A 13,700-nucleotide genomic window follows, 5' to 3' on the forward strand; every position below is an offset into this window, starting at 1 on the left:
AAATTGATTGTTATCAATCATACCAATACCTATCAGCGAAGAGATTAGGGCAGACCACGATCTCTCCAAAAGTATTCTATCTTCTATCAAATCGTGCGGGCTGACCATCGAGGAGTTTGATATACTAATTGTAGCCCAGAAGATAATTTCTAAATCCGAAAGTAGGCTAGTCGATATGGAATCTATCGTGCCGTCAGATCGAGCGCTGGAACTCTCTAAAGTTCATGAAAAAGATCCCCGATTAATTCAACTTATCCTAAATGAATCCAAAAAAATAGTTCGTCTAACCAACAAACACATCATCGTTCAAACTAAACAAGGTTTTATCTGTGCAAATGCTGGTATAGACCAAAGTAATGTATCCAAAGATCCAAGGTTTGTCTTAATGCTTCCGGAAAACCCAGACAGATCCGCAAGGAAATTAAGGGAGGATATTTTTGAAATAACAAAGAAAAATGTATCAGTAATCATCAGCGATACATTTGGCAGGCCTTTTAGAAATGGTCAGACTAATGTAGCAATAGGAATATCCGGTATTAATCCAATTAAAAGCTATATAGGAACTCCAGACCAGAATGGAAGAGTCCTTAAAGTAACAGAAATAGCAATTGCTGATGAAATTGCTTCAGCAGCAGAATTGGTAATGGGTAAAACACTTCAAGTACCTGTTGCCATTGTTAGAGGTTATGATTATGAATTTGTAAAATCAGACATAGAAAAAAAAATAGAAATTAGTATCTTGATTAGAAACGAAAATGATGACTTGTTTGTGAAATAATTCTAATTAATCTCGCAAACTTAAGACAGCCATGATGTAGTGCAAAATAATTTATTTGCAATGTATATTCATGTTCATGTGCATATGGATATTCTCGTCGAGGGAATTTTGAGCAAAAATAAAAGAGTAATTGCTCAAACGATTTCGAAAATAGATAACGAAGATCCCGCTGCTCATGAGGTTATAAAAAAAATATTCCCTAAAACAGGAAAAGCCATGACAATTGGTTTTACTGGACCTGCAGGAGCAGGTAAGAGCAGCCTAATCGGAAAATTAATCCCATACTTCAAGAACTATGGAATGAGGATAGCTATTTTGGCAGTTGATCCGACTAGTCCAATTACTGGAGGAGCAATATTAGGAGATAGAGTGAGGATGCCTTCGACAATGGACGACGATGAATTGTTTATGAGGAGTCTTGGATCGAGAGGGGCATCAGGTGGTATTTCCACTTCCTTAAGAAATGTGATAAGAATTCTTGACGCTGCTGGATATGATTTAATATTGGTCGAAAGCGTGGGAGCAGGTCAATTAGAGGTAGAAATTTCAAAAGTAGTAAATCTGACAATTGTAATTTTTAACCCAAATACAGGTGATAATGTTCAAGCTGTAAAGGCAGGACTAACTGAGGTAGGTGATATCTATATAGTAAATAAGGCTGATTTAGATGGATCAAACACTTTGTATCTAACTTTGGTAGATCTGATCGGACAGTCATCACGTAATCCGCTTATTTTTAAGGTTTCCGCTAACACAGGCGAGGGACTAGATGATTTGACAAAAAAGATAATGGAACTCATCAAGACAGATGATTGGAAGAATAAACGAAAGGATAAGGAGCGTACAGATTTAGAAAACGAACTCAAGACAATGGTTTTAAGAGAGATAAGAAAAAAGTCACTAAAGATAATTGATTCAAATAATGCTAAGGTTTTGGAACTAGTAAAATCCATGTTGGATAAGTCAAAAGACCCATACACGGCAGCAGAAGAATTATCTTTATTAGTATTTCCTGGCAATTGATATTTTATGAGCGAAGAACAAAAACAGATTAAAACCGATTCAAATATTCCAGTAAAAAAATTCTACAAATCGGAGGATACTAAAGGAGAATATGAATCAGACCCTGGTACTTTCCCATTTTTGAGGGGAATATACCCTACAATGTACAGAGAACGACACTGGACCATGAGGCAGTACAGTGGATTTGGGAGTGCGGAGGAGACTAATAACAGGTTCAAGTTTTTGCTAGAGCATGGTCAGACTGGCTTATCACTGGCTTTTGATTTGCCTACACAAACGGGTAGAGATTCAGACAATATACAATCTGAAGGTGAGGTAGGAAGAACTGGTGTTGCCATAAGCTCAATAGAAGATATGATGGTTTGCTTTAAGGATATTCCACTTGATAAGGTAAGTACTTCTATGACTATTAATTCTACTGCGGCCACATTACTTTCATTATACATCTCTGTTGCAGAATCACAAGGAGTCTCTCCATCTCAAATTAGGGGAACGACTCAAAATGATATATTAAAAGAATATCATTCAAGAAATACCTATATCTATCCACCGAGACCTTCGCTCCGACTAATTGGAGATATGATTCAATACTGTTCAACCAATGTTCCACAGTTTTACCCAATTAGCATTTCGGGTTATCATATAAGAGAAGCAGGTTCGAATGCAATTCAAGAGTTAGCATTTACTTTTGCCGATGCAATTGAATATATTAATACATGTCTAAGTAGAGGTCTGGAAATAGATAGCTTTGCGCCTAGATTGTCATTTTTTTTCTGTTGTACCATGGAATTTTTTGAGGAGATTGCAAAATTTAGGGCTGCAAGAGTGATTTATTCAAAGATTATTAAGGAAAAATATGGAGCAAAAGATCCAAAATCCTCTCATTTGAGATTTCATGTACAAACTAGTGGGGAGTCTCTAACTGCACAGCAAGTTGATAATAATATTGTAAGGGTAACCACTGAGGCATTAGCAGCTGTTCTTGGAGGATGTCAATCTCTACACACAAATTCCCGTGACGAAGCATTAGCTCTTCCGACAGAGGAATCAGTAAAGATAGCCTTGCGTACCCAGCAAATAATAGCTTATGAAACTGGTGTTACAAAGACCGTAGACCCGATGGCTGGTTCTTATTATGTAGAACACTTGACAGAACAAATAATAGAAGGTGTTAATGACTATTTGGCTCGGATTGACAAGATGGGCGGAGCATTGGCCGCTATAGAGCGTAACTTTTTTCAAGAAGAGATTAGAAAGAATGCTTATTCATTAAAAAAAGAGATAGACAAAAACGAAAGGACGATAGTAGGTGTAAATAAATTTAGGGATCAGAAAGACTTAGAACCCAAATTGGCTATAGTTGACCCCCAACTGGAAATCAAACAAGTTAACAGACTAAAAGAGTTTAAGTTGAAAAGAGACAACACTAAAGTACAGCATCAGATTTCAAAGTTGACTGCTGCTGCAGAAAACCCTGAAACAAACTTGATGCCATTCATCATATCTGCGGTAAGAGAGAAAGTAACACTTGGAGAAATTAGTTCTTCATTTAAAGATATCTTTGGAACTTATGTTCCAAAGATATCTTTCTAAACTCTACTATTTTCCTTATATTTTCTGATCTGTCTTACTCTCAAAAAGTCTCAAAGAATCTTGATTGTTGCTCATTATGAGGTTGAACACTTTTCTGCCTACATCGGATTTCTTGTCTATCTTCAATTTTGATCTTTTGCCAATTTGATTGCTGACCAATAATTCTTCATTCAAAAACAAATTGACCTTTTTTCCGATATGCTCCTCATCTACAAGCAAGTAGATTCTAGAACCAGATTCAGAAATGCTAAAGGGTATTTCACTCCCTATCGAGGGTACCTTAGCCTCCACATCAATCTTGACACCCAATATTTTTTCGATTTCGGAAATTGTAGAACCTCCACGGCCAATAATCTTTGGAATTCTTTCTTTATTTACCAAGACTCGTATCCTGTCATTTGAGATTATCTTTATCTCGGCTTGTGTATCATATCGTCCTATTATTTCTCTTATTTTGGACTCTGCAAGTCTATTTATCTTATTATTCTTCTCGCCCTGACCTCTCTTGTCAATATTTTCTAAAGGTATGATTATGTTTTCTTCACCATAAGAATAGATTTCATATTCCACTTCGTTTGAATAAAAGTCTCTAATCTCAACCACCGGCCTAGAAAGATCTTGTTCAATCATACCCGAGGGAACTTTAACTGTTAACTTTAATTCGTAAATTTTTTCAATCTTCCCCCCATTAATGAAAATAACCGTGTCTATAACATGAGGAATCATACCCAATTCTATTTTTCCGATAAATCGTTGTATTGCATCTAGTGCTTCATTTGCATGGATGACGCCAATCATTCCAATGCCCGTGAGCCTCAGATCAGCAAACATCTCAAAGTCTCTTATTCTCCTCACCTCATCAAAGATGGTAAAATCTGGTCTTACCAGCAATAATAAATCAGCTACTCTCTCATAACCGTTTTTAAATGAACCATACTGGACTACATTGTCGGGAACTTGTAGGTCACGTGGGGATTCGAGTGTCTTAACCAATCTATTATTTGAAACATAGTGATCTGCGATACTGCTTGCAAAAGTGCTTTTCCCAGATCCTGGTCTGCCAGCAATAAGAATACCTTCCGCATCCTTTGATAATCTGTCTACCAAATTAGGATCCAAATTATAATCATTCAGTGTCAATTTCTTTATCGGCCGTACCGCTGTAATTTCTATCTTGTTGGATACTGGAGGAAATGTGATTACAATCCTAAGGTTCTTGTACATCAAAACATAGCATCCATCAAATGAAATTTCAATATTGGAAACTTTCTTGTTATCTTTGGTAGAAAACAAGAAATTCATGATCTCGTCTAGGATCTGTTTGTTGAGTTTACTTTCTGATATTTTTTCAAGAGAAAAATTTCCTGGGGTTCCCTTTTTGGCAAGTGGTTCTACCCCTTCAATTAGATGCACACTCATCGTATTTTGATCAAAGTATTTTTCAATGTCAAAACTAGAAGAGGTAATAGATTTATCAAAAGTGCTTTGTATTCCAGAAGCCAGAGCTGTCAGATGCTGGATATAGTCTGATGTAAAGAGAATAGCATTTTCTTCTTCAGCTATGTCGCAAATCAATGCATCAATCCGTCCATTCTTGGCAAGCTTTATATCACTCAAGCTTGGTTTTTGTCCTGAAATTCTTATTGAAATGTTATGGTTAATGCATTTTTCTCTAATTTTCTTTAACTCCCCCAATCCTACGAATCCATGATCACGTTGTTTGCAGGCTTGAGATTGCAATTCATCGATAGCCAGTCGAGGGATAATGATTTCATAACTATCGTCTATCTCATTATTGTCAATTTTATTACTTATAACACCATCAATTATAATGCTGGTATCTAACACAATTTTTTTATTCAAACTAAATATAATTTAAACATCAAATGGATTACTAAAAAAGGTTACTACCTAGAAGATTTGACTTGGAAGAATAAATGCTGGTTATCATCTATTGGTTTGATTTAAAATAAAATGAAGGTAATCATGGGTTAACGTATCAGAATACTGTTGGATTTTATTTAACTTGTCAGCAACTTTAACCGCACAAATTCTCAATTTTTGCAACTTACAATACTTATTTACACACAGTGGGCCAAATTGAACAATACTAGCGAAGTATAGTTTCTCGAATATTCTCATAGTTGTCACATGCCTCATAGTTGTCACATGCCATTGTTAACACTGTATTGATACTAGTACTTTATTTTTTTAAAATCGCACTACTTTTTGTAAACTATATCTTTTCAAAGACCAAGCAATATTGAACTTTGTGGAGGATGATATCACTATCGAAAATAAAAATATTAATTAGTGATAAGAAATTCTAGAACTCTTTTGCATGAATCAATAACATCCCAATCTGCATCTCTATTACAAGTTCTATCCCAAATATCTGTAAATTCAGTATTGCAATCATCTGTAATTGTTGAATCGGATTTGCAGATATCTACAAAGCTGCTTAATTATGTGTCTAGTTGAAACAATCTTTCATCAAAGATATTGTTCCAATGCTGTTCCCTTTGAGCAATATTCTCATAGCTAGCAACCAAACCTGACATACTTGTCACTCCAAAAATAATGCTTAATATAGTTATAACAATGCCAATTTTTGACAAAGATTTTCAAATTATTCAAGGATCAATCTGACTATATATGCTTATTCTCTCTCCTTCTGCTAGGATCAATTGTATTAAAGAGGTAGACAGTGTAATTTATCGGGTTTAATTTCATAAAAAATTGAAGTTGTAAAATTTATACTTACTTAGGTTATGTTGACAAATTTGCTCAAATGTATAGAAATTCGAGTATCAGTTTTCAATTTACTACAAGTGTTACCAATGGTTATTTCTCAGCGCTTCAATGTGATGGTTTTGTGGACGAATTTAATACAGGATACATGTTCTTTCAGGATTGCTTCTATGGTTAGTTATTCCACTATCCTCTGCTTTTTGCTGAGCTTTTTCATCATGCAAATAGATTTGCATTAGGACGTTCTAATTGGACCCCGGTTTTATGTTCGATTGTCCCAAATATCTTGCTTGAATGCTGCGTATAATTTTCATCCTTTAAAATATATTGATGAAATGTAAATATAACTTTACTTCCTTGAGCCAAGTTGGAATTAAAAAATATCACTAAATCATTTTCTGTAAACTCCTCTGCGGGTGAAGAAAGGAGGGTTTTGGCTGTAGACAGTGTTAACCTTTCAATTGAAGAAGGTCAGTTTGTTTGTTTTGTTGGACCATCAGGTTGTGGAAAATCAACACTTCTTAATATAATTGCTGGGCTCGATAAGCCAACCGAAGGTGAGTTAATACTGAATGGGAGGCCAGTTTCTGGTACAGGTCCTGATCGAATTATGGTGTTTCAGGAGAATGCTTTGTTTCCTTGGTTAAGTGTAATTGATAATGTAGAATTCGGTTTAAAAATGGTAGGAGTAGAAAAAGAAAAGAGAAACAAGATTGCAATGCATTATCTCGAAATGATGGATTTGAGCAAATTTTCCAAATCATATACGTATCAATTATCTGGGGGAATGAAACAACGGGTAGCAATAGCAAGGGCCCTAGTAATGGATCCAGACGTTTTGTTAATGGATGAGCCTTTTGCTGCCCTTGATTCTCAAACTAGAGATCTCCTGCTCGTTGAACTTCAATTAATTTGGGCAAAAACTAGAAAAACTATTGTTTTTGTAACTCACAATATTTCGGAGTCTATTTGTTTGGGAGATAAAGTTGTAGTATTTACTAAAAGACCAGCTCGTGTTAAAAAAGAGATTGAAATCGATTATCGAAGACCGCGATTATCTGAGGATTCAAATCTTTTCGAATACAACAGATTGGTTTTGGATGAATTAAAAAATGAGATCACACAACATAGGAAGAGTGTATAGTTGTGGTAGCAGTAACCATTATTTGGCGATATTTTCAAGAATACCAACTCCTTCGTCAAAACTATTGGGTGATGTCAATAGTATATTGGAAATTCCTAGATCATCCAATTGATAAATGAATTCATAAATGTTGTCCCTATAGGAACTCCAATCAAGACCGATCATCCTTGCAGCCCTTTCATTCTTCAGAGAAGGGACCATGATACAAGGGATCAGTTTGATGCCGACCTTACCCTTTCCGTCGATACTTCCAACTTTTTCAGATTCAGTTTCGAGTAATGACTTTAGATTTTTTATTTCTTCAATCGAACTTATTGATTGAGTAATAAATCTATGAGGCTTTACTCTTATCTTATTACGCAAAGAATCAATGTTTGATACCTTGTTTGGTATTGATAAATCAAGATTAGTTAGATTTCTGAATCCCAGCGAATCAAGTGTGCTAATTACATCTGTTGGTTTAGGTGAAAGGGATCTGACGTTCAAAGACCCGTAACTTGGTTTGTCTCCTTGGATAAAGAGCAACCCCTTAATATTTAAGATGATAGAATCCGCAACGCATTGAATTATTGAATTCATGTTTCTGTCTCTGGTTCTTATACTGCAAGTCAAATTGACAGCATTTTTGTCGTCTATTTTGTTTAAGATCAAATGTGCGGCAGTTAGGCTAGAGAGTCTAGGAATACCTAAAACCGAGTCCGTCAGATGTATGTATTTCGTAATCCCCGATATAATTGAGGCTCTTGAGAGGAATTTTTCTATTTCAAGGTTAAGACTTGATAGATCAATATTTTTCCCATGAAGGATTTTCGGGGGATTCAATTCATAGATTATATTCATATGCAGAGTTAAAATAATGAGCTAACCCTACGTAAAAAAAGTTTTATAAAATCTCTTCTCACAACATATACAAGTGCTTGTTGTCAGATAAACAATTCAGCGAACGAATTCTTAAGAATATTCCCATGCCTCAGGACACTTACAAGCTACATTTGTCAGAAATTGATCTTTCAGATAGAGTTGATAACTCTGGTGTTTTAGTGATAGTTTATTACAATCAGAAAAATATTCCGATTGTAATATTTACCAAAAGGAGTTCAAAACTAAGAAATCATGCAGGAGAAATTTCATTTCCCGGAGGTAGAATGTCAGTTTATGACGATTCGTTGGTGGACACTGCAATAAGAGAAACCTATGAAGAAATAGGGTTGAAGGTCAGTAAAGAGAATATATTGGGATGCCTCACTCCTACAAATACATATACAACTAAAATATTGATTTTTCCGTTTGTTGCTATAATTTATGGTGGTGTGAACAATTTGGTTCCCAATGAAGAAGTCGAAGAAATTATTGAAATACCATTGGAAAGACTAACAAATTCTGTCGAAATAGATAAAACCCATTCAAGTAGTAGTTACCAGATGTTTAAATTCACAGTTGGGGGACACTTGATTTGGGGCGCTACCGCCAGGATACTAAAAGACTTGTTAGAGGTTATAGGGAGTAAAAAAAACAGTAACGTTACTTACTAAAATCCTTTATCATTTAAGATACTCAAAAATTTTTGATTGAATTCAAAAGTTGACAAAGCTCCTCCGATATCCTTTGTCTTTATATTTTTTGTGAACAATTCATCGATTGATTTTTCAATATTTATAGATAGATCTAACATTTCCTTATCTTGATACTTTTCACCTAACCAGTCAAACATCATTTTTATTGCCAAAATAAAAGAAGTAGGATTGGCAATATTCTTACCTGCTATGTCAAATGCAGCACCATGTACCGGCTCAAACATTGCAAAATTCTCACCGATGTTAGCCGCCGGAGCAAGTCCTATACTTCCAGTCACTTGTGCTGCTTCATCAGAAATAATATCCCCAAATAAGTTTGTGGTCAAGATTGTATCAAATCTATTAGGATACCTTATCAGTTCCATAGAACAAGCATCGACATACATCTCCTCAAATTCGATATTGGGATATTTTTTAGAAACTTCTTTGGTTGTATCAATAAACAATCTGTCACTTAATCTTAGGACATTTGATTTGTGAACAATAGTTACTTTCTTTTCCTTTCTAGAATCCGCTATTTTAAATGCGTGTTCTGCAATTCTCTTTGAAGCATTCCTACTTATTTTTCGCAATGAAATTACTGTATTGTCGTCGGAAAAAAATTCCCAACCTAGGTATAAATCTTCTGTGTTTTCTCTTACTGTAACTAAATCTACATTTTTCGATATGGAAGGAACGTTGGCATAGTTTCTAGATGGCCTGACATTTGCATACAAATCAAAGAATCTTCTCAATACCAATACGACATCTGCAGCAGATTCTCCAACCGGTGATTTTAAACACGCCTGAGACCGTTTAATTTTTTCAAAAGTATCTGGTGGTAACGCCTTTCCATATTTTTGTTTGGCCGTATCCCCTGCTTCTACTTTTGCTATATTAAATTTTATTCTTGCCGATTTGTCATGTATGTACCGTAATATATCCTCTGCACACAGAGATAACTCCGGACCAATACCATCTCCCACTAAAAGTGAAATTTCAAAAGTAGTCAATTACGTAAAACATCCTAGACTTTGGTTTTACTTTACTTTGTTGCCTTTCTCTATCAATTTCTTAAGCATGGTTTTATTAATCGCGTCAATCATAGCTTGAACGGAAGTTACAACAATATCTTTGCCAGATTTTCGAGCCGAGATTATATTTCCCTCTTTATCTTCTACTTTCACGGAAACCTCAGCAAGTGCATCAGAGCCGCCAGTAATGGAATCAAGCTTATACTCCCTAATCTTTATATTTGCTATTCCATGGGCTATGGTCTGGATTGCCTTTAATGCCGCATCCACGGGACCAACACCTGTTTCAGATGCAATAAAGTCCTTATCATGAATGTTTAACTTTACCACTGCTGTCGGTATAATATTTAGTCCTGTAACAATGTGAAAGTCATTTAACTTGAAGCTTTCATCAAATTGTTTGTTTTTAATTACCTCTGATGCTAGTGACAAGAGATCTGAAGTTGTTATCGATTTACCTGCATCTGCTATTATTTTCTGTCTTTCAACTATTTCTTTAAGTTGTGACTCAGTTGTGGTAATACCAAATTCATCTAAAATCGCCTTAATACCATGAGCCCCTGCATGTTTTCCTGCTTGCATCCACCGTTTTCTTCCGACAAGTTCCGGGCTAATTGGTTCATATGTTAAAGGATTGTTTATGATGCCGTGTGTATGGATTCCAGATTCATGTCCAAATGCATTTTCTCCAATGATTGCTTTGTTTGGTTGAACGATGATCCCCATAGCACTGGAGACAAATTTAGATACATCATATAATAATTCTGTCTTTATATTATGTTCTATTTTGTATAAACATTGACATGCCATGACTAATTCTTCTAATGCCGCATTACCTGCTCTTTCTCCTAACCCATTGATGGTAACATGAGCGCATTTTGCTCCAACCTGGAATCCCGCAATTGAATTTGCCACCGCCAATCCAAAGTCGTTATGACAGTGAACACTCACAGGCAAGCCAGTCGAGTTGATTACATCTGTAACCAACTTCGACATATATTGTGGTGTTGAATAACCTACCGTATCTGGTATGTCTATTCTGTCAGCTCCCACTTCTGCAACAGCCTTAAAAACCTTATTCAAGAATTCCCTATCACTCCTTGTAGCATCCTCTGCAGAAAACTCCACTATCATACCGTGCTTTTTAGCATATTCTACAGCGAAAATGGCCTTCTCCAAAACTTGTTCTCTGCTCATCTTGAGTTTGTACTGCATGTGGATGTCGGAAGTTGCAATGAAAGTATGGATGTAACCCAAGTCACTACCAATTGCAACATCAATATCGTTTTTTGTAGTGCGGGCCAATCCGCATATTTCGGCTCTGAGACCTTGTTTCATAATTTTCCTTATCGCTTGTATTTCACCGGGGGACACGACTGGAAAACCTGCTTCAATTGTATCTACACCTAATTCATCTAATTTCATGGCGATTTCAAATTTTTGATCTGGTGAAACGGTAACACCAGGAGTCTGCTCGCCGTCTCTTAATGTTGTATCAAAAATCCTTATATTCTTACTAGAGGTCATCGTCAACTGTTCCCCTTGGTAAAGCTGATACACCAGTTCGGGCTACTTGTATTATTCCATAACCGGATACTAGATTTTTAAACGCATCTATCTTGTCGGGAGTACCGATGATTTCTACAGTAATTGTTTCATTTGTAATGTCCATTATGTTTCCCCTGTAAATGGAAGCAAAGTTTGCAATTTCTATTCTCGTAGTTGGATCTTTTGCACTCATCTTAATTAAAGCCAATTCACGGTAAACTGCGTTTTCTTTATCTAGCACATTAATCTGTATGACATCTATTAATTTCTGCAACTGTTTCACAAGTTGTTCTAAGGTCTTTACATCTGAAACGGTCGTAATGGTCATTCGGGAAAGGTCTGGTTTTTCTGTTATACCTACAGTTATACTTTCGATGTTAAAGTTCCTCGATCTAAAAAGATTTGTGATTCTAAACAAAACGCCAGGCTTGTTTTCTACAATGACTGATAATATGTACATCTTGTTTGCATCTTCTTCGTCGAAAACTGAGTATTTATTTTTCAATATTCATTACGCTCCTATTATCATATCCTTGAGACCGGTTCCTGGTGCTACGAATGGATATACGTCTTCATCAGGATCTATTGGGATGTCAATCACAGTTGCGACATCCGATTTTATGGAATTCTTGACTGCCTTATCCAACTCCTCCATTGACGAAACCCTAAATGCCTGTGCTCCGTATGATTCAGCAAGCTTACAGTAATCCGGGCAATTCTTTTGATGAACGCCGCTATATCTTCTGTTATAAAATGTTCTTTGCCATTGCGCGACCATTCCTAACATTTGATTATTTAGAAGGAACACAATAACTGGCAAATTCTCTAATACAGAAACAGCAAGAGAATTTTCGGTCATGCTAAATGATCCATCCCCTGCTATGTCGACAACAGGTACATCATTTCTTGCAGCCTTAGCGCCTATTGAAGCAGGGAAACCAAATCCCATTGTTCCTAATCCTGTGGAACTAAAAAATGTTCCAGGTGATATTACATCAAAGTGTAATGACGCCCACATCTGACATTGCCCAACTTCTGTAGTTACTATTCCTTCTGCGGGAAGCAATTCACGTAATTTCTTCAAAGCTTTCTTGGCGGTAATCTCTCTTGAATAGTCTTTAATGCTGTCCTCATAGTAATTAACCAACTCCCTTTTTCTTGCCAACCATAATTTTGAAATTTCTTCATTTGTCCTAAAATTCTTTGGAACTAATTTAATAAGTGAACGTAAAGATGATTTCACATCCCCTATTACTGCCGCATTCACTGATTTGTTTTTTCCTATCTCTGCCGGATCTACGTCAAAATGAATAACATTGATATCCTTGCCAAACTCATCAAACCTGCCAACTGTCCTATCCGAAAATCTTGCCCCTATTGCAACTATACAATCAGCTTCCAAGACCATCTTGTTTGCCTCTGCATGTCCATGCATTCCGATTGGACCTAAAGCCAACTGGTGATTCTCTGGAAAAGCACCCTTTCCTTTAAATGTTGTTACTACTGGAATGGAAAGCAATTCTGCTAAGGCTTGTAATTCAGAGAATGCTCCTGAGAGAATTACTCCTCCTCCCGCCATAATAATCGGTTTTTCGGCTTTGAGTAACATTTCACATGCTTTATTTATCTCTGATAAATCTGCATCAACTACAGGATTGTAACCACGAACCTTGATATATTCAGGAAATTCCATTTTTGTAACCTGCTGTTGAACATCTTTTGGAATATCTAAAAGGACGGGTCCTGGTCTCCCACTTTCCGCTATGTAAAATGATTTTTTTACCATTTCAGGTATTTCAGATGCAAGTCGAGGTTGGAAGGCATATTTTGTACATGGATTCGTTACACCTATTATATCGGTCTCCTGAAAGGCATCTTTGCCTATCATTGGTAAGGCTACCTGACCTGTAACCGCAATTATCGGTGAAGAATCAGCATAAGCTGTTGCTATACCTGTCACCAAATTAGTAGCTCCAGGGCCAGATGTAGCAAAACATACACCTGCTTTTCTTTTAATCCTTGCATAACCATCAGCCATATGGGCAGCTGACTGTTCGTGCCGGACGAGTATATGTCTTATTTTAGAATCTACCAGTGCATCATAAATAGGTAGATTCGCTCCACCAGGGAGTCCGAAGATATATTCAACCTTCTCTTTCTCCAAAGCAGCCATTAATGCCGCAGCACCAGACATTTCACTCATAACTAAAACAACTCCAATCTATAGAACTCAATATTATAGTAGTAATTTAGGCTTAACAACACTAATTTTGTCA

11 protein-coding genes are annotated in these 13,700 nt (G+C 36.2%); 5 read left to right on the forward strand and 6 right to left on the reverse strand.

Annotated elements, in window-relative coordinates:
* Window positions 1-7 precede the first annotated feature (7 nt).
* Genes cofE through ACMT7R_RS14200 form a run of 3 tightly spaced genes read left to right on the forward strand, consistent with a single transcriptional unit; the run spans window position 8 to window position 3,394 of the window.
* Window positions 8-778 (forward strand): coenzyme F420-0:L-glutamate ligase, encoded by a 771-nt coding sequence (gene cofE, locus ACMT7R_RS14190; protein WP_415312609.1) that lies wholly within the window; start codon window positions 8-10, stop codon window positions 776-778.
* Window positions 779-817: 39 nt separating this feature from the next.
* Window positions 818-1,801 (forward strand): methylmalonyl Co-A mutase-associated GTPase MeaB, encoded by a 984-nt coding sequence (meaB, locus tag ACMT7R_RS14195; RefSeq protein ID WP_415312610.1) that lies wholly within the window; start codon window positions 818-820, stop codon window positions 1,799-1,801.
* Window positions 1,802-1,807: 6 nt separating this feature from the next.
* Window positions 1,808-3,394 carry an acyl-CoA mutase large subunit family protein gene (locus ACMT7R_RS14200; protein WP_415312611.1) on the forward strand — a complete coding sequence of 529 codons (1,587 nt, stop codon included), beginning with the start codon at window positions 1,808-1,810 and terminating at the stop codon, window positions 3,392-3,394.
* 15 nt (window positions 3,395-3,409) lie between these two features.
* Here ACMT7R_RS14200 and ACMT7R_RS14205 read toward each other — a convergent pair whose 3' ends face one another.
* Entirely contained in the window at window positions 3,410-5,257 is a 1,848-nt protein-coding gene (locus tag ACMT7R_RS14205) for a PINc/VapC family ATPase (protein ID WP_415312612.1), read from the reverse strand.
* Window positions 5,258-6,512: 1,255 nt separating this feature from the next.
* On the opposite strand from ACMT7R_RS14205, the gene ACMT7R_RS14210 reads away from it, so the two are divergent.
* Window positions 6,513-7,289, forward strand: a complete 777-nt coding sequence (locus ACMT7R_RS14210) for an ABC transporter ATP-binding protein (protein WP_415312613.1) — start codon at window positions 6,513-6,515, stop codon at window positions 7,287-7,289.
* An 18-nt stretch (window positions 7,290-7,307) separates the two neighbouring features.
* Here ACMT7R_RS14210 and ACMT7R_RS14215 read toward each other — a convergent pair whose 3' ends face one another.
* Window positions 7,308-8,129: a hypothetical protein gene (locus ACMT7R_RS14215; RefSeq protein ID WP_415312614.1), complete on the reverse strand. Its 822-nt coding sequence runs from the start codon at window positions 8,127-8,129 to the stop codon at window positions 7,308-7,310.
* 80 nt (window positions 8,130-8,209) lie between these two features.
* Here ACMT7R_RS14215 and ACMT7R_RS14220 point away from each other — a divergent pair, with 80 nt between their 5' ends.
* Window positions 8,210-8,821, forward strand: coding sequence for an NUDIX hydrolase (locus ACMT7R_RS14220; RefSeq protein ID WP_415312615.1), 612 nt, complete (start codon window positions 8,210-8,212; stop codon window positions 8,819-8,821).
* Here the strand turns inward: ACMT7R_RS14220 and ACMT7R_RS14225 are convergent.
* Genes ACMT7R_RS14225 through ilvB form a run of 4 tightly spaced genes read right to left on the reverse strand, consistent with a single transcriptional unit; the run spans window position 8,818 to window position 13,627 of the window.
* Window positions 8,818-9,855 carry an isocitrate/isopropylmalate dehydrogenase family protein gene (locus ACMT7R_RS14225; RefSeq protein ID WP_415312616.1) on the reverse strand — a complete coding sequence of 346 codons (1,038 nt, stop codon included), beginning with the start codon at window positions 9,853-9,855 and terminating at the stop codon, window positions 8,818-8,820. The two genes, ACMT7R_RS14220 and ACMT7R_RS14225, sit on opposite strands and share 4 nt — an antisense overlap.
* Window positions 9,856-9,882: 27 nt before the next feature.
* Window positions 9,883-11,403 (reverse strand): 2-isopropylmalate synthase, encoded by a 1,521-nt coding sequence (locus ACMT7R_RS14230; protein WP_415312617.1) that lies wholly within the window; start codon window positions 11,401-11,403, stop codon window positions 9,883-9,885.
* A complete protein-coding gene (ilvN, locus tag ACMT7R_RS14235) occupies window positions 11,393-11,884 on the reverse strand; it encodes an acetolactate synthase small subunit (protein ID WP_415312654.1) in 492 nt (163 codons plus the stop codon). The genes ACMT7R_RS14230 and ilvN overlap by 11 nt, the downstream gene beginning before the upstream one ends.
* 51 nt (window positions 11,885-11,935) lie before the next feature.
* The gene (gene ilvB, locus ACMT7R_RS14240) at window positions 11,936-13,627 is read right to left on the reverse strand and encodes a biosynthetic-type acetolactate synthase large subunit (RefSeq protein WP_415312618.1); all 1,692 of its coding nucleotides are present in this window, start codon (window positions 13,625-13,627) and stop codon (window positions 11,936-11,938) included.
* Window positions 13,628-13,700 lie beyond the last annotated feature (73 nt).

The organism is Candidatus Nitrosocosmicus sp. FF01 (assembly GCF_047711275.1).
Taxonomy (GTDB): Archaea; Thermoproteota; Nitrososphaeria; order Nitrososphaerales; family Nitrososphaeraceae; genus Nitrosocosmicus.